We start from the raw sequence: 23,795 nt of genomic DNA on the forward strand, positions 1-23,795 counted from the left end.
CTCTATGAAAATAGCTTTTTGTTGATCAGCCCGACTGATGAATCGAACCTCTGTTTTTACCTGTTTAACTGAACTTTGAGCGTTGTCCATTGCAGTCAACTCTCAAAGTCCAAGTATCGGAGCAAAATTCTGCCTTAATCTCCGATTTTAGCCCAAGCAACTCCCTCAGCATTTAATCCGCTGATAGCCTGGGTCGAAGTGTTTAAATTTACATAAGCGCTAGTGATTCCAATTGTTAAGTTGGCAAAGGCTGAAACATTATTTCCACCCTGGGTATTTCAACAACCATCGCCCCGCCACAACATTTGCAACTGAATGCCGGCCGTACTTTGAGTGCACGCAATATCTTCGTCGGGTCAAACTTTAGCAGGGAGTGAATCAACTTAATAACACCCTTGCTATTCGGATGTAAAAAGCCATAATTGCGCGCACGACGAAAGCCTTTAGGCAAAACATGTTGCAGCACCAGCCACAGAAATTTAGCCCCCGATACCGTTTTGGTTTGATAGCGTTTGGTTTTGCTGTCTTGATAACGGTAGGTTACTTTGCCATTTTGGCAGGATAAGATATCCTGTTCACGAATCACACCACGATACAGGTATCGACCCAGATATATCAATGCTTTATCGCCTGCACCGACAAACTTACAATCGACCACCCATTTTTCCGGAATAGCTGTGGGAAATGGCAACTTTTCTTCGTTCATACGCGCTAGCATCTTTGCACGAAATACTTTTGCTAGTGCTTTATGATGAAACAGGTATTTGCCTTCCTTAGTGCGCCAGAGCTTCTTGATTTTATCCACGATTGCCGCAGGCATAATGACATGAATATGCGGATGATAATTTAATTCGCGTGAATGCGTGTGTAAAACTGCAATAGCCCCGGCATCGCCTTGCAACTGCTTATCATTTTTACTAAAACTCTGTAAAGTCGCCCAGGCACAGTCAAACATCATACTGTAAAGTAAACGTGGGTGCTGCTTTGCCAGCGATCTTAACTGAGCAGGCAAGGTAAAGGTATTCATAAAATAATCGGCAGGGACTTGTTTTTGTACCTGTCGTTCAATCCATTGTTGACTCTCATGATGTTGACAATGCGGGCAGTTACGCTGGCCACAGGAATGAGGCACAAAGGTTTGATAGTCACAGTCTGCACAGTTAACCTGCATCACAGGACTCAGCTGTGTCCGACAGCTCTTCATGGCATGTAATGCACTGATCTGATTGGAGCGTAAACGAGATTGATACTCGCTTAAAAAGTCAGACTGAAATTGATCAATCACTGCAGCTAGGGTTAAGTACCCATGCAAAATTAATTTAACCTTTTATGCAAACTCTACTTTGTAATTCTTTCCAATATTAGACAGCACCTTAAATAATTCTTCCTGAAGAGAGGCATAGGATTCATAAGCTGAAAAAGGAAGCCATTCGTATTTTATTTTACGCCATATAATCTCGATAATATTTAACTCGGGTGAGTATGGCGGTATACGGTAAATGGATAGGTTTTTTTCTTTCCACCTTTCAAGGTTTTCATTAAATTCATTACTCGTATGAGTCGATGCATTATCAATAATAAGAGTTGTTGGTTTTTTAATCTGTTTAGCAAATTCATCAATACAAGCCACAACAACCGAAGTGTTTACACTCCCTTCAAAAACAAAAGAATCAAACCTGCAATCTCTGTTAACAAAACCTAATACATTAAGACGCTTGCTGTTTGAGCTTGGTATTTCAATCGTCTCACCTGACTGTTGCCAAGCATAAGGAACACAGGGTTCTAGTGTAAACCCCGACTCATCAAAGTAGCACAAATCAAGTTCATTCTCTTTATGTTGTTGTATTAATTCTTTTATTTCATCGGTTGCCAAATCAAATTTATCTTGATTACGCTTTATCCTTAAGGATTTTCTAACTCGTTTCCAAACAAGATCAGCTTGTTTACAAATACGTTTTATAGTATCAATGCTAACTGAAATGCCTAGATCTTCTTCAAATTTTGCTAGTACTGATTTTAATGATCTAGGAGATTTTTCAACTCTCTGGACTAAGCTTATTTGTTGTTTTTCAGTTAAAATACCTCGCCGTCCTCTTCCCTGACAGTCAACCAATCCATCGATTCCATTCTTTTCCCAGTTAGAAAACCAAGTGGAAACAGTTTGGCGGCATACGTTATAAATAGAACAAATCATGGGAACAGAATGCTCTTTGAAACTTAATAAAATAGCATGAGCTCGACTTCTACTTAAATGAAGTGGATGGTTTTTATGCATCACATTTAAAGCAGTAATTTCTTCTGGGAGTAGGTGTTTTATATAGAGCACAAACATTTAGAGTCAGCAAAATAATTGTTTATTATGACACCTTTTTTCGTTAAATTAATTTTGCGTAAGTACTTATGTCTGAAAAGTGGCACAATAGCATTGTGCTGAGCAAATTCGTAATAATGGGTGGATTGTTATCTCAACTAAGCCAAATCGGAAAATATTATGGTAGATTGGGTGTGATGTTTTTTTAAAAAACTGACTTTTCGTTCAGGCACTAATTACATCCATAAATATGTTGCGCTCAAGCTCAGATATAGATCTGGAACAGCGCACCTTAATCTTAACGCTCAATATAGATTAAAAATAATAACCACGTCCTGTATGCGTGGGTAGGTTCGTAAGGCACTGCATTTTTTTTGCTACGATTTTACCCTCTGAATTCGCTTTGTCAGTCAAAATATTCTCCCGTATCAGTTTTGTGCAACGGTGCAATATCCTTGTATCCAGTTATATTTCAAGCATCAAATCGGTATCTTTAAGGAACGCGCACGGAATAAGTTGAGCATCTGGCGCAGGATTTTTATTCGTATTCAAGACGTAGAAACAGGCGCATAGCCAGCTACGTAACAGTTTCTACAACGCAGAAAACGGATAAAAAGACAAGTCAGTTGCTTAAGTTATTTCGTGCGCATTCCTAAGTGTGTGGATACCTTTTCCTAAACTACTTATTACTCTTCCAGTTTTTCTTGCGCTTCTGCTTTTTTGCTGCTTTTTGAGTTTGAATTATGGCTAGTTCTGCTAATTCCTTTTGCATCATTTCTGGTGTTTCCAGGGTAATTTTGCCTAAGGTTCCATCGCGGATTTCAGTAAGCAGAATTTTCGCAACTTTATCCATATCGATATGGCCGCCCGGTCGCAAGCATCCGCGTTTCTTACCGATTAGCTGTAATAATTCATAGTCAGTTTCAGGAAGTATTTGGAATTGATAGCGTTGCTTTAACGACTCGGGATAGTGGTGTAGCAAAAATTCGCCGGCAAATGATGCGACATCATCGTGTTTTAAAGCGGTATCCTTAATAGCACCTGTCGTTGCCAGGCGATAACCGGTATTGTGATTTTCTAAGTTGGGCCATAACATTCCGGGCGTGTCGCAGAGGATAATGCCATTGCGTAAATCGATACGTTGCTGGCGTTTAGTCACTGCAGGTTCATTCCCTGTTTTGGCAATTGTGCGCCCTGCCAGTGCATTGATCAGGGTAGATTTACCTACATTTGGTATACCCATAATCAGTACATGTATGACTTTGCTGCCTGTCGCTTTATGCGGGATTAACTTTCGGCATAGCTCAATAACTGTGTCGACCTTATCTGTCTGTATGGCAGTTAGAGCCAGAGTTTTAATGCCGTCTTCCTGTTCCAGATAGTTTTGCCATTGCTGGGTTCGTACTGGATCGGCTAAGTCGGCTTTGTTAAGGATTTTAATACAAGGTTTATCACCGCGAAGTTCAGACAATAAGGGGTTGGCACTGCTAAAAGGTAGACGAGCGTCGAGTATTTCGATCAATAAGTCTATATCGGGCAGGCTTTCCTTTATTTCTTTGCCTGCCTTGTGCATATGTCCCGGGAACCATTGGATTTTCATGTGGAATTTATATTGTTAAGTGAGTGCGGAGAAGCAGGAAGTAAGCATATTTGTTTCTACCATGAAGGACTTGAAGAGGTAACTGTGGTCACTTGTTGATGAGGGATTGATGGGTTTCGCTACGCGCTCTTGCGAGTCACTGCGCACCTAAAAAACCGATGCTACGTTCTACCCATCCTACAGAAATGTTAAACTAATTCACCACATATACTTACCTGATTACCCATAACCCTCAGCTATACTTCGTCATTCCTGCATGCTACCCAGTCAAGCGTGGGCACAAGCTTAAGCAGGAATCTAGTCGGATAAGCATAGATTCCCGATAACAGACTTCGGGAATGACGAGGTTTTTAACATACTGATGTTTCAAGCTTTATTCTACTATGGCTGAGAGTTGTACGTAATCAGGTATACTTATTTATACCTTTTTATCTTTTCTTTATTACAATATGTTCTTAATGGTATATAAAAGTTACTACCGAATTTGATAAGCTACTTTCCCTGTATTCCGCAAGCTTCATACAGGCTACGATAATCAACCCTGTTATTTAGCGATATGCAAACCACATTCTTTTTTGGTTGCATCTTCCCACCACCAGCGTCCAGCGCGTTCATGCTGGTTGGGTAGCACAGGACGTGTACATGGTTCGCAGCCTATACTGATATAGCCCTGTTTATGTAATGTATTAAAAGGAACCTGATAGGCTTCTATATAATCCCATATTTGTGCTGAACTCTGGTTGACCAGAGGATTAAATTTAATCAATGGATGACTGTCTGTAGAAAATGCCGGGTCGATTTGTATTTCGGGAATATCCTGCCGGGTATCCACGCTCTGGTCTTTACGTTGTCCGGTAATCCACGCGTCAACTGTTGCCAGTTTGCGATTTAAAGGAGCAACTTTGCGTAACGCGCAACATTCCTCATGGCCATCTTCATAAAAACTAAATAGGCCTTTTTGTTTAACAAAGGCTTCTAGGTTTTTATAGTCTGGCACCAGTAACTCTATGTCAATTTTGTAATGCTTTCTTACTCGCTCTATAAATTGATATGTTTCTGGATGTAGCCGTCCAGTATCTAATGAAAATACCTGGATATCCTGACGAATTTTTAAAGCCATGTCTATTAGTACGACATCTTCGGCGCCACTGAAGGATATAGCGACTTGGTCGTAATTTTCCAGCGCGTGTCTTAGGACTTTGCGTGAATTTTTACCTTGTAATTCGGATTGAATTGATTCTATGTTATTCATAATCTAGTGTTTTTTGCCCTTATTAAATAAGGGCAATTTTGTAATGTAAAACTTAGCTTTGATTAAAATATTTCTCTAAAAAGTCATCCATGCTTAAGCTGTCATTGGCTTCGATTTCTCTCTGTTTAGCATGTGAGTCAGTAGCCAGTTGGGTGAATTTTAAAGTATCTGTTGCGTTAAGCTTCTGAGCGTAAAAATTTTGCGCATGTTGTTGTGATAGTTGATCTGCAAAACGGGCAAAAGGTAGTTGTTCTGTACGTAAGCGAGCTAAAATTCGTGCAGAAGGTGTTAATTCAGGGTTATCGATTAATTCGCGTTGGGCTGTTAGTGCCTGGTTATAAAGGTTGCCTGCTTCATTTTCATCCAATATATCGCAAATTTCTTGCATACCATCAAGTATTTCATATGCCCAGTCTTGTAAGCGAATAGATTGCCGATCTTTAATCAGAGTAAGGTCTGGTTTACGTCCTTCATGTGCCACTTTGAGCTGATTAGTATTATGGGTACTAAAATCATCGCTGGAAATTTCCGGACTGTCCTGCATTAAACAGCTTAGCAACAAGGCTTCGATAAAACGCCCTCGGTTTGCATCGATACCTATTGGGTTAAATAGATCCAGATCCAGTGAGCGAATTTCTACATACTGCACACCCCTTCGCTTAAGCGCTAAGGTTGGTTTTTCGCAAGGCTTAATGATCTGCTTAGGGCGCACGGTACTGTAATACTCGTTTTCGATTTGCAGGATATTAGTATTTAATTGCTGATACTCGCCATTAACTTTAATGCCTATGTTTGCATACTCGGGGTAAGGAGTGTCAATGGCATGGGATAAGCTGTTTACATAGCCGTCTAAGGAGTTGTAATCGATATCTAAGTTGGCCTGGTTATTACTTTTATAACCTATATCACTCATTCGCAGTGATGTGGCATAAGGGTGATACAGGGTGCCATTATCAAATTCTTCAAACTGACTCATTAATTCAGGGCGACTTTTAAAAAAACTTTTACAGATAGCGGGCGAGGCACCGAATAAATACAGAATCAACCAGCCCTGGCGTTGAAAGTTTCTGATTAAATCAAAATAAGCAGACGATTGAAATGCTTCCAGTGTCTGGGTCGAGCCTTCCAGTTTATGTAATACAGGCCATAAGTTTTGTGGTACAGAATAATTAAAATGAATACCTGCAATGGCCTGCATGGTTCGTCCGTAACGGTGCCATAGCCCTTTACGGTAAATATATTTCATTTTGCCGATATTGGAATCACCGTATCTAGCGATTGGAATACTTTCATCGCCATTAATACCACAGGGCATACTAGTCGCTAATAAAAATTCATTGTCCAGCTTGTCGTAGACAAACTGGTGAATATTGTGCATAAAGCTAATGGTTTCATTTATGTCCGCGTAAGGGGGCGTAATAAATTCTAATAAAGCTTCTGAATAATCAGTGGTGATATGCGGGTGTGTCAGGCTGGCACCCAGTTGGTAGGGGTGCCTGGTTTGTGCAATAAAGCCTTCTTTTGATAGCCGCAGGCTTTCTTTTTCTATGCCTTTCAGTCCATTTTTTAGTAGCGACTGCTGATTGTTTTGTTTTAATAGGTGTAAACGATTCGTGCTATTCATGCTTTATATGCAAAAAATTTTGATAAAGGTGCTAACGCTTAATTTATAATGTAGCCATTATATAACTGTTTCAAGGCAAAGGATAAAAAGTGTGACGCAATCTGCAGGTATAGACCAGGCGAGAGAAGTTTTACAGACGGTATTTGGTTATCCAGATTTCCGTGGCGATCAGGCTGAGATTGTTGAGCAATTAATTGCAGGAAACAGTGCTGTGGTTTTAATGCCAACCGGGGGTGGTAAATCTTTATGCTATCAAATTCCTGCGATAGTGCGCGAAGGGGTCGGCATTGTTATTTCACCCCTGATTGCTTTAATGGCCGATCAGGTCAACGCCTTACATTTATTAGGTGTCAAAGCTGCTTTTTTAAATTCCACCCTGGCCTATGAGCAGGTTCAATCGATAGAGCAACAATTATTACGTGGTGAACTCGATTTGCTTTACGTGGCTCCGGAAAGATTAACCTCTGAACGCACCCTGCAATTATTCAGCCGCTTAAATATTGCTTTATTTGCCATCGATGAAGCGCATTGTGTATCCCAGTGGGGGCATGATTTTCGTAGTGATTATTTACAACTCTCTTTATTGGCAGAGCGCTTTCCAGATATCCCACGTATTGCTTTAACGGCTACAGCAGATCAACGTACCCGTGAAGAAATCATCAGTCGTCTGAGTTTGAGTCAGGCAGGGTTATATATTAGTGGTTTTGATCGTCCTAATATTCGTTACCGTATCGTACAAAAAGACAATGCACGACAACAATTATTAAGTTTTATCAATGCTGAGCATAAGGGTGATGCCGGGATTGTGTATTGCCTGTCGCGTAAGAAAGTGGAGTCGACTGCTGCATGGTTGCAAAGTAAAGGGATTGATGCTTATCCTTATCATGCAGGTCTATCGCATGAATTGCGTCATAAGCATCAACATCAATTTTTAATGTCCGAAGGCGTGGTGATTGTTGCTACGGTTGCTTTTGGCATGGGCATAGACAAGCCGAATGTACGTTTTGTTGCGCACCTGGATTTACCTAAAAGTATAGAAGGCTATTATCAAGAAACCGGGCGGGCAGGGCGTGATGGTGAGCCGGCGAATGCATGGATGACCTACGGCTTGCAGGATGTTATTACCCTAAGGCAAATGTTGCAGGGTTCTGATGCCGATGAAGTGCATAAACGGGTTGAGTTGCATAAACTGGATGCTATGCTGGGCTTATGTGAACAGGTCTCGTGCCGGCGCGTGGTGCTATTAAACTATTTTGGTGAACTGGAAACTCAGCCCTGTGGTAATTGTGATACCTGTCTGGAACCCGTCGAAACCTGGGATGGAACGGTTGCTGCTCAGCAGGCCTTATCATGTATTTACCGCACCGAGCAACGTTTTGGCGTGAATTATCTGCTAGATGTTTTATTAGGTAAGGAGAATGAGCGGATCAAGAATTTTGCTCATGATAAACAAAGTACTTTTGGTATCGGCAAAGAACTGAATGAAAGCCAGTGGCGTTCGGTGTTTCGACAGTTAGTTGTTAAAGGTCTGGTAGATGTAGATTTTGAAGGTTATGGTGCGCTTAAACTCAATACTAGTTGCCGGCCCATATTGCGTGGTGAAACCCAAATTAGGCTGCGTAAAGACTTAGCCAAGGCGAAGAGCAAAAAAGCCAAAGTAACCCGGGGAGATTTTGCCCGGCATAGAGATAATGTTTTATGGGATGCTCTGCGTGCCAAGCGTCGTGAGCTAGCAGATGAGCAAGATGTTCCACCGTATATAATCTTTAGTGATGCCAGCTTAACCGAAATGGTAGAGAGCTTACCCTTAAGTCATCTGCAGTTTGCTAAAATTTCAGGGGTAGGGGAGAAAAAACTGGAATTATATGCGGATGAATTTTTAAGTATTATTAGAGATATACATCAAACGCAAGAACAGAATTCTGAACTCTCTGAAACAGTTGATGAAACGGTGGCATTATTTAAAGTCGGTTTTTCTGTAGAAAAAATAGCTGTGCAGCGTAAGTTAAAAGACACCACAGTTTATGGCCACTTAGCTGAAGGCATAGCACAGGGCGCTGTCGAATTAGCCGATGTGGTAGAGTTAAGCGCACAGGAGATCAGTACGATTCAAGATGAGATTTTGAATTTACCAGTTGAGCAAAACACTGTCTTAAAGTCAGTGTATGAAGCTTTTGATGAAGCCTATAATTATGGAATTCTTCGCTGCGTTAGGGCGGCTATGGAAAAGTGAGAATTGGCACTATTTGTACTATGGATTACTTAAAATAGATGGATAAGCAAAATCTAAGTGGAATTAGCTAAGGCAACTCGCAATAAATAACCCACCCACCTTCAAGTCCCTATGAAAGCGTGTTGTTAATTTGTGGTTCTAATAAAAACCAAAAAGCCAGATAAGTATTTATCTGGCTTTTTAAAAATTTATCAAGATTGAACTTTTACTTACATTAAAAGACAGCAGTCGACACTAAGCAGACGGTAATAAAACTTGCTTTCAATCGAGTCTGACCCTTTTGGTTTTTATATCGCTTTTTAATCGGATTTTATTTTTCAAGGAATTGAATATTATAGATATTTATAATTTAAATGCTATATTTCGACAGCCTAGGTACATCCTCGATTTGGCGCGCTTTTTGAGGTTATAGTGGGAAATTTTTGGTTTTTTTCTTTTGTTTTTTCAACGTCATTTATGTGCATTAAAGTTTCTATATTGACGTTCCTCAGTTCTTGAGTAATTGTGTGAACTAACAAATTCTGAATATTGTACTAAGCTAAAATAAGGGATCAGGAAAAATATAAGCATCCAATATCCTCACTTCTCACTACCCATGGCTAATAACTTTTAGCACTTAATTAGGGCTTGGGGCGCAGTTGATAAAATGAGAAGTGACAAAATATCATTGAAGCTGTTTTTATCAGCTTCAAAAATTGGACGATTATTTATTTCTACCTCCCTAAGTAAAAGAGGTTTCGACAGAAGCCGTTCCATTCCATAAGAAACAAAATAGGAAGACTATAATGGCAAAATCATTAAACAAGTTGTTTTTAGTATTGTCGATTATTGTTTTAACCAGTTTTATGTCGGTCAGTTCAGCTCAAAGCACTCCCAAGCAAAAGAATGCCGCTAAAGCCATTGGGTACGCATGCGAGGGTTTGATTATAGGCGTAACAAGAAGTACGGACGTTGAACTCGACGATAACCTTATTGCAATATATACCGCCCATGTAGAGGCGGTTTTTGCAATGAGACGGCATCCCAGAAATGAAGACATTGCTGAAGCTAGGGGAATTATAACTAGGGAAGCGCTAATAAATATCTCCAGAAACCCACTGCTAATGGTTAAGATAAAGAAAATAGTAGCAATGTGTGTGGAGGATCTGGATGCCCTTTGATATCGCCGGAGCCATCACTGGTAAATAAAGGCTAAGCCGGGGTTTAATTTCATCATCGACGGGTTCAAGCCTTGCAACATAGCACGACCTCTCAGATTATGCGAAATTAGCAGGCGGTTTATGGGTTAATTCCCACAAAGGTATCAAATGCGACATAGTATTTTCAGTAATCGATTGATAATAAAAAGTTTTTTGACATTATTTCCCGCCAAACCTAAAGATCAAAATAGGTGCCAATATTGGGAATTAAGAAACAGAAAATAAACTTGTATTTTTCAATTAGTTATACGTTTTCACATGTCGTATTTGGTGCCTTTGTTGGGATAGACCCACCTTAAGTGTTAGTGTTTTTTTACTCTAAAGAAAGAAGGGTGGATGGATTCCTCTCTTCTCGCGTTACAGGATATCTCTAACAACTAACGGAAACCACGAGGTCAGATCCCGAATTGCGAATTTTTAGCTTTTATAACAATAACACCTTCAGAACCTGAGTGTAATCTAAAGAAAGCTACGAGGGGCTAGCAATGAAGAATAGAAATCCCAACCCATAAAGTCAAGGTATTATTTAAATATCCCACAAGATTCAGTCTATCAACTGCATGAAAAAAGTTAGGTGTGGTGAGATTAAATCCGCTAACTCCTGTCAATTTTTGAATGCCTCCTTTTGGCTGTTTTGAGTCAGTCAAAAAGGAATGTATTTCTCCCATGTTAACTCTCCCTACCCATTATATAGATAATGGTATAGCCTACTTTTTTTTAAAAACAACAACCTTTGAGAGGGGCTTGACCCACCTTGCTGGTCTTTTTGCCCGTCTTCTATTTCTACGCCCCCGTATAAAGTACGGGGCAGGCTTTGAAGACAAACAAAAATCCTACGCAATATGGGTGGGTTATTTATTGCGCGTTACCTAAAGAAGCGTGTAGATAATTTGTAATGCCGTTTTGTTTAAAATACCCATACTTGAGGAATAATCCATAGTGCAATACCTGCAACGAGTATGCTGAGGGGGAGGCCTAGTTTTACATAATCACTAAAACGGTAACCCCCGGGACCAAATACCATAAGATTAGTCTGATATCCAATCGGGGTGATAAAGCTGGCAGAAGCGGCAATCATAACGGCAATAGCAAAGGGAGCTGTACTAACATCCAGACTTTGCGCACCACTCATGGCGATAGGAAACATGACTATCGCTGCTGCATTATTAGTGATCGTTTCTGTTAATAATGCAGTTGAAATATAAATCAAGGCTAACAGCATAAGAGGGTCTCCATTTGCAACTAATAATGCCTGACCTGCGATCATATCTGCGAGCCCGACTTTTAGTACAGCAGTACCCAAACCATAAGCGCTGGCAATGACCAGTAAAACTTTATAATCGATACTATTACGTGCATCTTCCATATTTAAGCAAGCGCTTGCTAACATAGCACCAGCAGCCAAGACAGCAGCCGGCAAGATATTCATCGTACCGCTAACAATTAGTAAAATCATCAATACCATAATACTAATTGCCCAGGGAGCTCGATTATGGCGTACATTGCTGGAGTTTTCTAGTTTGCTCACCAGCAAAAAATCACGACTATTGCGGAATTTAAATAGAAAGCCTTTTTGTGCTTCAAGTAATAATGTATCACCAGCCTGTAGTTCAATATCGCCAATTTTACCTTTTAATCGATAACCATTGCGGGCAATAGATAGGATTACCGCATTATATCGGTGTCTGAAACGCGCCTCACGTATATTTAAACCGGCAACAGGGCTTTCTGCTGAAATAACCGCTTCAAATAAACGTCGTTCGTGATCAAGACCTTCAAGCTTAAATATCTGGTCTGAGGCTACAACGAGCCCTCGAATCCGGCGTAACTCAACTACTGAATCGACTGCACCTGCAAATACCAGACGATCATCTGATTGTATAACCGTTTGTGGAGATACCACGGGGATGATATCGCCGTCGCGAACAATTTCAATTAAAAAAAGTCCAGGTAAATGTCGTAGGCCAGCATCTTGTATGGTTAGACCAGAAAGTTCACAGTTAGAGTTGACTAACATTTCAACTAAGTATTCGCGTACATCGCCAAATTTTTCAATAGCAGCTACCCGGTTTTTAATGAGTAATGGGCTAACAATAATGAGATATACACAACCGACTATGGTAATGGGTAAACCAACAGATGCTATTTCAAATAAGCCAAAACCGGAGTGTCCGGATTGACGCATCAATCCATCAACGACAAGATTGGTACTAGTGCCTATCAATGAGCAAGTACCGCCCATAATTGAGGCATAGCTAAGAGGTAATAAGAAGTTTGAGGCACTAAAACCGCTACGCTTACACCAGTCTTGTACAGCGCTAGTAAACATCGCAACGACTGGACTGTTATTGATAAACATACTGATAGTGGCGGCTGGCAATAATAAACGTATCAGGGCAAGAGTCATATTTGCAGGCCTGCCTAATAGCAGGCGGCCTAGCCATGCGATGGAGCCCGTTTCGCGTAAACCTGCAACAGTCACATAAAGTACCGCTATTGTAGCCATACCAGGACTTGCAAAACCCGATAAAGCTTCTGTTGGTGTTAATATTCCGCTAATAAGTAATAAGCCTAATACTCCTAATAAAATACTGTCAGGTGGAAAACGATTGCTGGCAAGGAGAATTAGCGCACAGAACAATATAATTGCAACTGTAATAAGATCTATCGGCATTAATGAAATATATATCAGGATTAAGAGGCTTAATAGAAAGCCCAAAGTGCGAAAATAATTTTAGCATGACTAATTTATATTTGGGTTGTTTACTAAGCAACGTGCAAGAAATAACTTAAGCAACTAACTTGTCTTTTTATCCGTCTTCAGCGTTGTAGAAACAGTTTCGTAGCGGGCTATGCGTCTGTTTCTACGCCCCCGTATCAATCACGGGGCAGGCTTTGAATACGAATAAAAAGGCTGCGCTAGATGATCAACTTATTTCGTGCACGTTCCTAAGCACGTTAAGGATAATAAGAGGAAGATAAAAAAAATTGCAAATAAACTTGTTCTTTATCTGTTCTCCAGCTATGCTTATTACAAAACAAATGGAGAACTCCAGTGAATGAATTGACCAGGAAACAGCAGGATGTTTTTGCATACTTGTTGAGTAATGATAAGCAGTTTGCGTACCCGCCTACATTGGATGAAGCCTGTGCTGCACTAGGCCTGAATTCACGAGGATCATTACATAAGCATATTAAAGCTTTAATTGAAGCAGGGTTGGTTGAAGCACCGGATCGCAAACAAAAAGGAATAAGATTAACTGCAAAAGCTAAATTGCAAGTCCCGCAAGATAATGAATTGACAGGAACACCCTTTGTCGGATTTATTGCAGCAGGGCAGCCGATAGAAGCTATAGAACAGCAAAGTTACATAAATATTCCAGATCAAATTAAAACGGATAACACCTGTTATATCCTCCAGGTAAAAGGGGATTCAATGATAGAAGAGGGGATTTTTGATGGTGACTGGGTCATTATTGAACAAAGAAGTAGCGCACGTAATGGTGAAATTGTCGTAGCACTGATTGATAAAGCTGAGGCAACCTTAAAATTTATAGAACAATATCCGCATGAAGTATTACTAATTCCAGCAAATTCAAATTTGTCAGCTATGAAATACCGGCCTGATCAAGTTGAAATTCAGGGTGTTTTAGTAGGCCAAATGCGGAGTTATACTAAATAATTAGGAGAACTAAAATGCAACATAAAGTCCATATGCAAGACCAGATAACTAATAGAATTGACATGATCATGAATGACCAAAAACACTGGATAATTCATGTAGCCGAAGATTTAGCTACCTTGAGCTTTGTAATGTCCATCATTACAGTAGGTGTGATATGGTAACAAACAAAAAATAAGGCTATGTACTCATTAAGTGTTGGTGATCACCTAAGTTATTGTTTTTATGTGAGTCATAGTAAAAGATAAATGCCCGCAATCATTGGCCTTTAAGTCTTACCAACAGCTAATGCAGACATAGCTAAAAATAATGCTTTATTTGCTGTAACAATCTGGTATCTTTAAATTATATTTTTTGATATGAGTAAAGATAATGCACCGCAAGGTATTACATGAATGGTTTAGTACTTCAAAAGGCCAGGTTTTACAACAGCAGGAAGCCGCTTTTTTAAAGCGCTCCATTACTGTTAGTTGTAAACAGCTTATAGTACAAATTGGTGCTTTGGGTTGGGAGAATGAGTTCATTGATTGTAGTTTATATGAGCAGTTCTATGTTATGGATGACGAACAGGACTCGTGGTATCAAAGCAAATTACTAAGAGGAGCCACCGTTGCTCTGCCGTTTAAATCTGAATCGGTTGATATGGTGATTTTGCCCCACTTATTAGAGTTTGACCGTAATAAACATCAGGTATTACGTGAAATTGAACGTATTTTAAAACCAGAGGGTAAGTTAACTATAATTAGTTTTAATCCCTGGAATATTTACATAAACCTGCAATACATGAGACGAAAAGCGAAAAAAGCTCCCTGGTTTCCTGGTTTGGTTAGTCGTACACGAATTGAAGATTGGTTACGCTTATTAAATTTTGAAGCAGAGTTTGCCGCAGGGTTTAATTTTGATGCTGCGCGTATAAATGCAGGGCATGCGGAAGGCAGAAGCCAGCAATTGAGAGTTGCTGCCTATGGCATTAATGCGATTAAAAGATCTTATCATCTTATCCCTTTGACACCCATACGAGAGTACCAATCAAAATTTGCCATGGCTAAATTAATTGATGTTCCAGTAATACGATCACAATATGACACAGAAAGTTGAAATATATACCGATGGCGCTTGCCGTGGAAACCCTGGGCCAGGAGGTTGGGGAGTATGGTTAAAAAGAGGTGAAGCCGAAAAGGAGTTGTATGGCGGTGAACTGGAAACGACTAATAATCGTATGGAGTTAATGGCCGCTATTCAGGCTTTAGAAGTTTTAAATCAATCTTGTGAAATAAAGTTATATAGTGATTCTAAATATGTATTACAAGGTATCACTGAATGGATGCATAATTGGAAAAAAAGAGGCTGGAAAACGGCTGCAAAAAAGCCGGTTAAAAATGAAGATTTGTGGCGACGTTTAGATAGCGTAATGCAAAAACATGAAATCGAATGGACTTGGGTAAAAGGACATTCCGGTAATTTCGGAAATGAAAAGGCTGATCTATTGGCCAATCAAGGGATTGATTCCCTCTAAGTCGTTTTTTAAGTTATATTAAATGAACTCTGGTTGCTACGTCTCAGCGTTGCAGTAAGGGATACTTCGCGCGGTCACAATGCGGATTTCTAGCGGGTCAGTTTTTGCCGATAAGTAACTGAGGCATAATTATTTTAACATTTTTGTGTTAAGGTTTTGCGTAGGATGGGTAGAACGTCTTTTCGTGACTCGTAAGAGCTCGGAGAGAAACCCATCGTTTTACGTGGGATTGATGGGTTTCGCTACGCGCTCTTGCGAGTCACTTCGCACCTAAAAAGGCAGGTGCTACGTTCTACCCATCTACAGAACTGTTAAATGTGTTCCTGATTACCCATGACTCTCAGTCATTCTCCGTCATTCCTGCAAGCTTTTAGCAGGAATCTCATGGGTTTAGTACAGATTCCCGATAAAAGACTTCGGGAATGACGAGGTTTTTAACATGCTGATTTTCTAGGTTTATTCTACTGTAGCTGAGAGTTGTACGTAATCAGCAATGTGTTTACGTAGTTACTTAGGGACGCGCACGAAATAACTTAAGCAACTGGCTTGTCTTTTTATCCGTCTTCTGCGTTGTAGAAACTGTTACGTAGCTGGCTATGTGCCTGTTTCTACGTCTTGAATACGAATAAAAATCCTGCGCCAGATGCTCAACTTATTCCATGCGCCTTCCTTAGCTACGTTGCTGAAACCGTTACATAGCCAGTTATGCCCCAGTTTCAGCGTCCCCGTATCAAGTACGGGGCAGGCTTTGCTATCGACAAAAACCAGCTCACTATACAACCGCATCCATGACCGCGCGAAGTGTATATCACTTATTATCGTGTCTGGAGTGTACCGCCTTCAGCAAGCTAATCTATTCTGAATATCTGCAACTATCTGTTACATTATCCTAGAAAAATTAGTTGAGCGGGAATTTATAGTGCAAGATATGGATTTCACAGTGTTTTCAAAAAATTTTAGCTTCACCCATAGGTTAAGCGGACATTTTTTTGGAAGTGCGGTGGAATCAAGAGCTTGTGCTAGAAAACGTGAGCAACTGATTTTTCTAGGATTGTAGATACTTTTTATAATTTCTTACGGTAGTGTGACACAGTTATGATAGAAAATAGTTTTTATTGGCATGATTATGAAACCTTCGGAGTAGATCCACAAAGGGATAGAGCGGTACAATTTGCCGGTATTAGAACTGATTTTGATTTTAATATTATAGGTGACCCTCTAGTCATTTATTGTCAACCTACTGATGATACTCTACCTCAACCTGAGGCATGCTGCGTCACAGGAATTACCCCGCAATTAGCACTAGAAAAAGGTGTTTGTGAAGCAGATTTTATAGCACAGATTCATAGTGAAATGGCGCAAGAAAATACTTGCACGCTTGGCTATAACAACCTGCGCTTTGATGATGAAGTTACACGCAATTTGTTATATCGTAATTTTTATGATCCTTATGCCAGGGAATGGCAAAATGGCAACTCTCGCTGGGATTTAATTGATTTAATCCGCACTGTCCATGCACTTCGCCCTGAAGGAATTAATTGGCCTGTTGATGCAGAAGGTAAGATCAGCTTTCGTTTGGAAAAACTAACGGCAGAAAATGGCATTGAACATGCCGCTGCACATGATGCTTTGTCTGATGTGCATGCTACCATTGCGCTAGCAAAATTAATTAAGCAGGCGCAACCTAAATTGTATGATTTCTTTTTACACAACCGGGGTAAACACCAGCTTAAGCAATTATTGCAGTTGGGTAGCTATACTCCAGTTGTGCATGTATCGGGGATGTATGGTGCACAAAAACAATATCTATCCCTGGTTGTACCTGTCTGTCAGCACCCAGTAAATAGTAATGGCGTGATTGTCTATGATTTATCAGTTAACCCGGAAGTAATGCTAAGCTTATCTGCAACAGAAATTCAGCAACGGATTTTTACTGCTAAAGCTGAACTACCGGAAGGAATGGAACGTATTCCATTAAAAACGGTGCATATTAATAAATGCCCGATAATTGCACCTGCAAAAGTGTTACGCGCTAGTGATGCGGAGCGTCTAGATATTGATATTGAAAAATGCCTGCAGCATAGAGATTTAATTCAAAGCTCGGATGAAATACAGACAACACTGAATAAAGTATTTAGTGAGCACACATTTTCTTCAGAAGCAGGAGCCGACCCTGACTTAATGATCTATAGTGGCGGTTTTTTTTCTGCGCAGGATAAGCAAATTATGAATCAAATTCGCGCTACAAAGCCTGAAGACTTAGCTAGTTTTGCTATTAAGGATGCTAACTCCAGGTTAAATGAAATGTTGTTTAGATATCGAGCCAGGAATTATCCAGATACATTAAATAATGCAGAGCATAAGCGTTGGCAGCAATTTTGTTTTGCTCGACTAACTGATAAAGATAGTCATCATTTTCTTGATTTTAATACTTATAATGAAAAACTAAAGCAATTAAAGCATGATGATGAGGTAGATAAACAGTTATTGATTGATTTAGAGCAATATGCAGCCGGTTTACAAAAAAGAATACAGGCTTAGGCAGATATTCAATATAACCATGTTGATAGATTTATTGTTTTATTAATTAGCGGGGTAATTACCACGCTTAGGGTGAAATATTATAATAAAATGTAATGTGTTATTTAAGAACCCGTTAGAGTTGCCTTGGCTCCGCAATGTTGGCAAAAATTTTCACTGACTGATACAAGTTGTCCACACTCTGAGCAATTTACATGATCAAGTATTTTTAAACCACACTGACTACAAAATTTAGCATCGTTCTTAATTTGATGCCCACAGTCAGTGCATGCTTTATATTGTGAATATCTAATTTTCGAGATGTATTTAACAATTTTTTGCCCCGTACCAGATAAGTATAATGCTGATTGATAAGCTCGAAATACTAACCAGATACTGATGGCAATAATAACGATAATTGCTAGACTATAATAAATTTTTTTACCCGCCGTCTGTACAAATGGCTCAAGTAATTGCCATAGTAGTTCCTGACCAATAATAACGATGACTAGAATTGTCAGAGGTCCTGTTATATTGCGAATAAAAGGAAGTAAGCTACCATTATTAGGAATCGCTGTAATAGTTGCACGTGCAAAATAATAAAATAATACTAAGGCTGACAGCTTGGCCCCAAGCCACACGATTTGTGCAGCTTTGTAGGTTCCTGCCAGTTGCAATCGATCCATGACTGGAATGATAGTAATTAATTTCCCTATGATTAAAATACTTAATATAGCAAAGAAGTATTGAATGGCCTTTTGGCTAGCTGTAATAGGGGGGGGGTAATAAGGTCGCCATAACATAATCTCCTGTTGAAAAATATTAAATGAATAATACTCTAGCCAAAATAAATGTAAGTATGAGATTTATTGTACACAACTCATAAATATGTTCTAAAAAATGAAGCACTAACGTTATATCTAGATAGTTATTTTCGCTTCCTTATGTCACTCAAAAGCTAAGGGTTGAAATTCTAGGAGTTAAAATTACCTGATTACGTACAACTCTCAGCCATAAGAGAATAAAACATTAAAAACAGTATGTTAAAAAACTCGCCATTCCCGAAGTCTACCCAGTCAAGCGTGGGCACAAGCTTTATCGGGAATCTATGCTTAACCTATGAGATCCCTGCTAAAAGCATGCAGGAATGACGGCTACGCACTTAAGACGGGACACCGTAGGCTGGGTTAGATTTTTTTTAACGAAGAAAAAAACGTAACCCAGCAAAGCCCCGTATACGTAAAATGCTGGGTTACGTTATCTGCGCTTCGCTAGATAAGCTAACCCAGCCTACATTGCTTTGTCCCGTTTTAAAATGGTAGCAGGAATGACGGAGAAAGGCTGAGAGTCATAGGTAATCAGGGAAAATTATAAGTTTAAAAAAGTATCTTCTTTATTGCTGTTAAATATGCTGGTATTAAAGGTATTATTCAGTGACTGTACCAAACCTTTCGCGCGCGTTTTAATCATGTCTAATGTTTCCTGAACATCTTTAGACCAGCCTACAGGTTGTTCATAGGGGAGAAGAATGCGCCAAAATGTTAGACTTTTTTCAAATAACGCAGCCAGATTTTCAATGAGACCTAATTCAACCTGGCGTTCAACTAATTTTTTGCTGATAAATTTAGCATGTATTTTACTGCTATAAAAATGTAAGGGAATCATTGTAACAATTAATAAAAATAAAAAGATGGATGCAACAAAAGGATCCAGAAGTAAGGCTACCAGCCCAAATTGAATTTCACCTGCGACTAAGGTCATGGCAATACAACTAAGCACTACTATGACAGTAAAGTGGGAACGGTCTTTCCAGAGTACGATCGCTTTTTTGACCTCTTGTATAATCACGGTATCAAACTCATTAATATGCTGCTCTAGTGTATTCAAAATCCGATAGGCACTTTCCACATCAATATTTGCAAGTTTTTGTTCTATAGCAAGTTGATTATTTGACTCAGTGCTTTGCTTTAAAACAAAAAATTGACCTGACTGTAGGCCCAGATTACTTAATTGTTGCTTCCAACTTGCAAGATCTACAGGACTGTCAGAATCTTGAGCCTGATTTATGACATAAATAAATTTTCCAGGATTATGGCTGTTGGTTGTCATTTCCAGAAAAGGCGCAAGTGTAGAGCGCAAGTCTTCAAGATTTGGTTTACTGGCATCAAGAAAAACAAACACCAGGTCAGAAAGCTCTACCGCATGGTCACGTAGCAGGGTAATGCCTTTAGATTTTATATTCGGAGCAAACCCCGGAGCAAAGATAATCGTTTTGTCTTTTAATTTACTACTGTTATTGGTTGTTAATTCCAGGTAAGTATTAATATGACGACTTTCGTCTTGTTCTATTTGATTTAGACGGTCGCTGATATGATAAAAAGGAAAGCGTGGGTCGCCATCAACTGCCGTGCCTGGTAAGGACATAGGTGTTTCATCTGAGCGGTGTATTAGTACGGTAAATTGGGCGTGATTTGCAAAGGAATCAATAGCAGGTATGGCCGTATCGAGATAGCGATTGATAAATTCATTGCGTCCCGCCCCAGAGTCACCAATAACTGTGATGATAGGCGACCATGAGGTTTTATTTGCTAATGAGTCATCCATGCCGATCAGCCCAAGATCATAAGCAACCTGATCCAGTTCATGATATAGCCTGAATGCCTGGAGTAATGCTGGATTTTTGTCCGCGAGTTGTTGTTCCAGCTGGTGGAGTGAAGAACTTACAGTTTTTTCAGTTGTACTCATTAGATTAGAACCGTTTGTCGATATTTAATGGAGTAACGGGATATTTATCCCAGATCCCAAATAGTAAAGAAATTCATGACTGCGCTATTATCCAACTCCGAGCAATGTTATTAAATAGCGCATGATTTGTTATACCTTTTGGAGTTACGCACTATAGGTGCGTTCAATATATTTTTCTACAAGTTCCTGGAATTCTTCGGCAATTCTATCGCCTTTTAGAGTCACTGTTTTCTCACCATCTTCATACACAGGTGCGACAGGATTTTCTCCAGTACCGGGAAGGCTGATACCTATATTGGCATTTTTGCTTTCGCCCGGACCATTAACCACGCAGCCCATAACTGCAACTTCCATTTCTTCTACACCTTTATATTGATCACGCCAGGTTGGCATTTGCTCGCGTAGGTAGCCTTGAATATCCATGGCTAGTTTCTGGAAATAATCACTGGTTGTACGGCCACAGCCAGGGCAGGCAATAACCATTGGGGTAAACGAACGAAAGCCCATGGTTTGTAATATTTCCTGTCCGACTATGACTTCATTGGTGCGTGCAGCACCAGGCTCAGGCGTTAAAGAAATACGAATAGTATCCCCAATGCCTTTTTGCATTAATACTGATAATGCCGCTGATGAAGCGACAATACCCTTGGAACCTATACCAGCTTCGGTTAGTCCCAGATGTAATGCATATTCGCAACGGCCGGAAATATCCTGATAGATGCTGATAAGCTCTTGAACGTTACTGATTTTACAAGACAGGATGATTTTGTTTTTAGATAAGCCGTAAGATTCGGCTGCGGCGGCACTTTCCAGTGCGGAAATGATAATAGCCTCTCGGGTTACCGCAGCAAGTTCTTCAGGTTCGGCTTTTTGCCTATTTTCATCCAGAAGACGAGTTAATACAGCTTGATCCAGACTACCGCCATTTACACCAATACGTACGGGCTTGTCATATTTTACAGCGCATTCGATCATTTGCTGAAATTGGCTGTCGCGTTTTGCACCTTTACCTACATTTCCGGGGTTGATTCTGAATTTACCTAAAGCTTTTGCACATTCAGGATATTTATCTAATAACTTGTGCCCGTTAAAATGAAAATCACCTACCAGAGGAACAGAAAAGCCATTAGCATCCAGTTGTCTGCGTATTTCGGGTACAGCCGCTGCAGCTTCTTCATTGTTTACAGTAATGCGTACCAGTTCTGAGCCTGCATTAGCAAGTTCCATAACTTGTTTAACAGTTGCTGCGATATTTGCAGTATCAGTATTGGTCATTGATTGAATAACTATTGGCGCAGCACCGCCAACTTTAACGTTTCCGACTAGAACTTGATGAGTATTTTTTCTGGGGCTAATTGACATGGTCTGGTTTTTTTTCTAAATTACAATTACACTAGAGTATATATGAACCCTGTTAAAAAAAACAGACAGCTGTCTGGATCACTTAGGCTTTCTTGAAAATTGCCATAAAATAACTCGAATCTTTCTGTAAACTGCCCGCATAAGGCACGATTATTTTATGTTTGCAAATAATGAATCCGCAGTGTTAGCTGTCACATAATCCTATTAAAATAATAATACCTAAATCCTGCAAGCATTATACATAATAATCCACAAAACTCCTTATTAAACAATGATATAATATCATTTTCCTGATTTCACTATCTCATTGTTTTAATGAAGCCCTCTAAAGTATCAAAATCCTCATCTCACGTAAGAAACCGTACCCGAACGGTAAAAATGACATCTACAGCACATGGATTGACAAGCCAGGCGGGACTGATTCCCGTCGTGAAATATTTAGACAGGATAGGTTTTGAAAAAACCGTAAAACAAAGCGTTCCACATCGGCGGGGTGAAAATGCAGACCATCACTTATCTGATGTGGTTCTATTGACGTTGGTTGGCATGATGGGGGGAGCAACATCAATGGCAAAGGTGACGACCGTATGGGCAGATAGCGTACTGCGCAAAGTAGCTGGCTGGATAAAGATTCCTGTTGAAACCACAATTTTACGGATCTTTAAAGAAGTAAGTGATAGGCAGATAAGCCAGTTTGAAACGCTCACGCATACTTTGCGTGGTCAACACTGGCGGCGATTGCTTCGTTCCGGAAAATCGAAAACTGGCATACAATCCGTCCAGTGGGTCGATGTCGATTCAACTGTGGACACCGTTTGTGGTCGACAAGAAGGAAGTGCCAAAGGCTTCAACCCCAAAAAGAAAGGTGCCCGTTCATACCATCCACAACTCGCTTTTCTAGCGGAAACAAAAGAAATTTTACAAGCCTGGTTCCGGACAGGCAATGCCTTTACAAGCAATGGTGTTGTAGAATTTACCAAACAGTTACTTGCACACTTGCCCAATCGGATGCGCATTATTTTTCGCGGTGACAGTGGTTATTTTGTCGGTGATTTGCTTGAATTTCTCGATACCAGAGGGCATGGGTATCTAATAAAGGTTAAACTTAAGAATTTGAACGCATTGCTGGCCAAACAGGCCTGGACAGCCATACAAGGCCGACCCGGTTGGGAGCAGAGCGAGTTTCAATATCGTTGTGGTGGCTGGTCTCGCTCTCGTCAGTTTGTCGCGGTCAGGATAAAGCAACCTAAACAAGTGACAGGACCTCAGTCCGAGCTTTGGGATACGGCAGAATATGACTATTTTTGTTATGTAACAACTGAACCTCTATCGCCTTGGCAAACACATAAGAAGTATGGTGAACGAGCGACGTGCGAAACATGGATTGAAGAAGCAAAATCACAAATGGGTTTAGGTAAAATCAGAACGAATCAATTTCTGGCTAATGCCGCATTATTTCATTGCGCCGTTCTTGCCTACAATACCGTGCGCTGGATGGCTCAATTGAGTGGCAACAAAACGTTGTGCCAATGGGAGCCGGATACACTTCGTACTTATCTGATTCGGGTGGCTGGAAAATTACTCACAGGCAATAATCAGCTGAGAGTCAGAACACCTGCAGGTCCGCTCTATCAACAGGAATGGGATGATTGGGTTAAGGTGGGGTTACTCGCTTAACATTAACCGAAGTTAAGTCACTTTGATTAAAAGGTCATGGCACGTTGGCAGGGTGTTTATTGCCTTGGGCTCGG

The 23,795-nt window shown here is 40.1% G+C and carries 17 protein-coding genes; 7 read left to right on the forward strand and 10 right to left on the reverse strand.

The annotated features are described in order from the left end of the window. Positions 1-235: 235 nt before the first annotated feature. The 5 genes from ACQY3F_RS04890 to gshA all read right to left on the reverse strand — a co-directional run bounded on the left by ACQY3F_RS04890 (position 236) and on the right by gshA (position 6,787). Complete coding sequence (locus ACQY3F_RS04890) at positions 236-1,312, reverse strand: IS91 family transposase (protein WP_428353827.1); 1,077 nt, start codon at positions 1,310-1,312, stop codon at positions 236-238. 15 nt (positions 1,313-1,327) lie between these two features. Beyond that, positions 1,328-2,332 carry an IS630 family transposase gene (locus ACQY3F_RS04895; RefSeq protein ID WP_428353111.1) on the reverse strand — a complete coding sequence of 335 codons (1,005 nt, stop codon included), beginning with the start codon at positions 2,330-2,332 and terminating at the stop codon, positions 1,328-1,330. A gap of 658 nt (positions 2,333-2,990) precedes the next feature. Then, complete coding sequence (ylqF, locus tag ACQY3F_RS04900; RefSeq protein ID WP_428353828.1) at positions 2,991-3,911, reverse strand: ribosome biogenesis GTPase YlqF; 921 nt, start codon at positions 3,909-3,911, stop codon at positions 2,991-2,993. Between the two features lie 544 nt (positions 3,912-4,455). Further along, a complete protein-coding gene (locus ACQY3F_RS04905; RefSeq protein WP_428353829.1) occupies positions 4,456-5,163 on the reverse strand; it encodes a phosphoadenylyl-sulfate reductase in 708 nt (235 codons plus the stop codon). A gap of 52 nt (positions 5,164-5,215) precedes the next feature. Continuing rightward, entirely contained in the window at positions 5,216-6,787 is a 1,572-nt protein-coding gene (gene gshA, locus ACQY3F_RS04910; RefSeq protein WP_428353830.1) for a glutamate--cysteine ligase, read from the reverse strand. A gap of 91 nt (positions 6,788-6,878) precedes the next feature. Here gshA and recQ point away from each other — a divergent pair, with 91 nt between their 5' ends. Both recQ and ACQY3F_RS04920 read left to right on the forward strand, forming a co-directional pair. Beyond that, positions 6,879-9,020: a DNA helicase RecQ gene (gene recQ, locus ACQY3F_RS04915; protein ID WP_428353831.1), complete on the forward strand. Its 2,142-nt coding sequence runs from the start codon at positions 6,879-6,881 to the stop codon at positions 9,018-9,020. Between the two features lie 785 nt (positions 9,021-9,805). Further along, a complete protein-coding gene (locus tag ACQY3F_RS04920) occupies positions 9,806-10,180 on the forward strand; it encodes a hypothetical protein (RefSeq protein WP_428353832.1) in 375 nt (124 codons plus the stop codon). Positions 10,181-11,126: 946 nt separating this feature from the next. Here ACQY3F_RS04920 and ACQY3F_RS04925 read toward each other — a convergent pair. Next, on the reverse strand, positions 11,127-12,893 hold the full coding sequence (locus ACQY3F_RS04925) for an SLC13 family permease (protein ID WP_428353833.1): 1,767 nt from the start codon (positions 12,891-12,893) through the stop codon (positions 11,127-11,129). Between the two features lie 381 nt (positions 12,894-13,274). Here ACQY3F_RS04925 and lexA point away from each other — a divergent pair, with 381 nt between their 5' ends. From lexA to rnhA, 3 genes are all read left to right on the forward strand, one after another. Further along, entirely contained in the window at positions 13,275-13,901 is a 627-nt protein-coding gene (lexA, locus tag ACQY3F_RS04930) for a transcriptional repressor LexA (RefSeq protein WP_428353834.1), read from the forward strand. 372 nt (positions 13,902-14,273) lie between these two features. Next, complete coding sequence (locus ACQY3F_RS04935; RefSeq protein ID WP_428353835.1) at positions 14,274-14,999, forward strand: class I SAM-dependent methyltransferase; 726 nt, start codon at positions 14,274-14,276, stop codon at positions 14,997-14,999. Then, positions 14,983-15,417, forward strand: a complete 435-nt coding sequence (gene rnhA / locus ACQY3F_RS04940) for a ribonuclease HI (protein WP_428353836.1) — start codon at positions 14,983-14,985, stop codon at positions 15,415-15,417. The genes ACQY3F_RS04935 and rnhA overlap by 17 nt, the downstream gene beginning before the upstream one ends. A 594-nt stretch (positions 15,418-16,011) precedes the next feature. Here rnhA and ACQY3F_RS04945 read toward each other — a convergent pair. Continuing rightward, positions 16,012-16,203 carry a hypothetical protein gene (locus tag ACQY3F_RS04945; RefSeq protein WP_428353837.1) on the reverse strand — a complete coding sequence of 64 codons (192 nt, stop codon included), beginning with the start codon at positions 16,201-16,203 and terminating at the stop codon, positions 16,012-16,014. Between the two features lie 309 nt (positions 16,204-16,512). Here ACQY3F_RS04945 and sbcB point away from each other — a divergent pair, with 309 nt between their 5' ends. Continuing rightward, positions 16,513-17,958, forward strand: a complete 1,446-nt coding sequence (gene sbcB / locus ACQY3F_RS04950) for an exodeoxyribonuclease I (protein WP_428353838.1) — start codon at positions 16,513-16,515, stop codon at positions 17,956-17,958. Positions 17,959-18,062: 104 nt separating this feature from the next. On the opposite strand, the gene ACQY3F_RS04955 is transcribed toward sbcB, so the two are convergent. From ACQY3F_RS04955 to ispG, 3 genes are all read right to left on the reverse strand, one after another. Beyond that, entirely contained in the window at positions 18,063-18,740 is a 678-nt protein-coding gene (locus ACQY3F_RS04955; RefSeq protein WP_428353839.1) for a zinc ribbon domain-containing protein, read from the reverse strand. 565 nt (positions 18,741-19,305) lie between these two features. Next, the gene (locus ACQY3F_RS04960) at positions 19,306-20,682 is read right to left on the reverse strand and encodes a hypothetical protein (protein WP_428353840.1); all 1,377 of its coding nucleotides are present in this window, start codon (positions 20,680-20,682) and stop codon (positions 19,306-19,308) included. A 144-nt stretch (positions 20,683-20,826) separates the two neighbouring features. Beyond that, positions 20,827-22,044: a flavodoxin-dependent (E)-4-hydroxy-3-methylbut-2-enyl-diphosphate synthase gene (gene ispG / locus ACQY3F_RS04965; RefSeq protein ID WP_428353841.1), complete on the reverse strand. Its 1,218-nt coding sequence runs from the start codon at positions 22,042-22,044 to the stop codon at positions 20,827-20,829. Between the two features lie 315 nt (positions 22,045-22,359). Between ispG and ACQY3F_RS04970 the strand changes: the two genes are divergently transcribed. Further along, positions 22,360-23,721, forward strand: coding sequence for an IS1380 family transposase (locus tag ACQY3F_RS04970; RefSeq protein WP_428353842.1), 1,362 nt, complete (start codon positions 22,360-22,362; stop codon positions 23,719-23,721). Positions 23,722-23,795: the final 74 nt, after the last annotated feature.

This window comes from Methyloprofundus sp., from assembly GCF_965251085.1.
GTDB lineage: Bacteria > Pseudomonadota > Gammaproteobacteria > Methylococcales > Methylomonadaceae > Methyloprofundus.

What these genes read in the sequence shown, in the direction of transcription:
- ACQY3F_RS04895 (WP_428353111.1), bottom strand. Translation starts at nt 2,332, where the DNA reads ATGTTTGTGCTCTATATAAAACACCTACTCCCAGAAGAAATTACTGCT.
- ylqF (WP_428353828.1), bottom strand. Translation starts at nt 3,911, where the DNA reads ATGAAAATCCAATGGTTCCCGGGACATATGCACAAGGCAGGCAAAGAA.
- ACQY3F_RS04905 (WP_428353829.1), bottom strand. Translation starts at nt 5,163, where the DNA reads ATGAATAACATAGAATCAATTCAATCCGAATTACAAGGTAAAAATTCA.
- gshA (WP_428353830.1), bottom strand. Translation starts at nt 6,787, where the DNA reads ATGAATAGCACGAATCGTTTACACCTATTAAAACAAAACAATCAGCAG.
- ACQY3F_RS04920 (WP_428353832.1), top strand. Translation starts at nt 9,806, where the DNA reads ATGGCAAAATCATTAAACAAGTTGTTTTTAGTATTGTCGATTATTGTT.
- ACQY3F_RS04925 (WP_428353833.1), bottom strand. Translation starts at nt 12,893, where the DNA reads ATGCCGATAGATCTTATTACAGTTGCAATTATATTGTTCTGTGCGCTA.
- ACQY3F_RS04935 (WP_428353835.1), top strand. Translation starts at nt 14,274, where the DNA reads ATGCACCGCAAGGTATTACATGAATGGTTTAGTACTTCAAAAGGCCAG.
- rnhA (WP_428353836.1), top strand. Translation starts at nt 14,983, where the DNA reads ATGACACAGAAAGTTGAAATATATACCGATGGCGCTTGCCGTGGAAAC.
- ACQY3F_RS04945 (WP_428353837.1), bottom strand. Translation starts at nt 16,203, where the DNA reads ATGCGGTTGTATAGTGAGCTGGTTTTTGTCGATAGCAAAGCCTGCCCC.
- sbcB (WP_428353838.1), top strand. Translation starts at nt 16,513, where the DNA reads ATGATAGAAAATAGTTTTTATTGGCATGATTATGAAACCTTCGGAGTA.
- ACQY3F_RS04955 (WP_428353839.1), bottom strand. Translation starts at nt 18,740, where the DNA reads ATGTTATGGCGACCTTATTACCCCCCCCCTATTACAGCTAGCCAAAAG.
- ACQY3F_RS04960 (WP_428353840.1), bottom strand. Translation starts at nt 20,682, where the DNA reads ATGAGTACAACTGAAAAAACTGTAAGTTCTTCACTCCACCAGCTGGAA.
- ispG (WP_428353841.1), bottom strand. Translation starts at nt 22,044, where the DNA reads ATGTCAATTAGCCCCAGAAAAAATACTCATCAAGTTCTAGTCGGAAAC.
- ACQY3F_RS04970 (WP_428353842.1), top strand. Translation starts at nt 22,360, where the DNA reads ATGAAGCCCTCTAAAGTATCAAAATCCTCATCTCACGTAAGAAACCGT.